Consider the following 239-nt stretch of genomic DNA (forward strand, 5'->3'; position numbering starts at 1 on the left):
TTTTGAGCAAACTTATCCCATTCGCTGGAAAAAACAACATTTACAGCGTTAGTTTGATGAAATCCAAGTCTGGTTCCACCGATTCCAGCAAATAAATCGATCATGCGATATCTGCCATTCTCGTTGTTTGGGTAAGGTGGTGTGTCTGGAAAGTCCATAACTGCTTTTAGTTCCGCCCCAGTAGGTTTTGTTTCCCCGCGCTCCCATCTTCTTATGGTTCTGTCTCCATATTTTGAAAG

1 protein-coding gene is annotated in these 239 nt (G+C 42.7%); it reads right to left on the reverse strand.

All coding sequences use genetic code 11. The features are described 5' to 3' along the window. Window positions 1-239: DNA cytosine methyltransferase (locus ACODJP_RS14475; RefSeq protein WP_422482691.1), on the reverse strand; the 239-nt coding region annotated here is incomplete at both ends.

The organism is Pleomorphochaeta sp. DL1XJH-081, assembly GCF_049310885.1.
Classification (GTDB): Bacteria; Spirochaetota; Spirochaetia; order Sphaerochaetales; family Sphaerochaetaceae; genus CAYZJV01.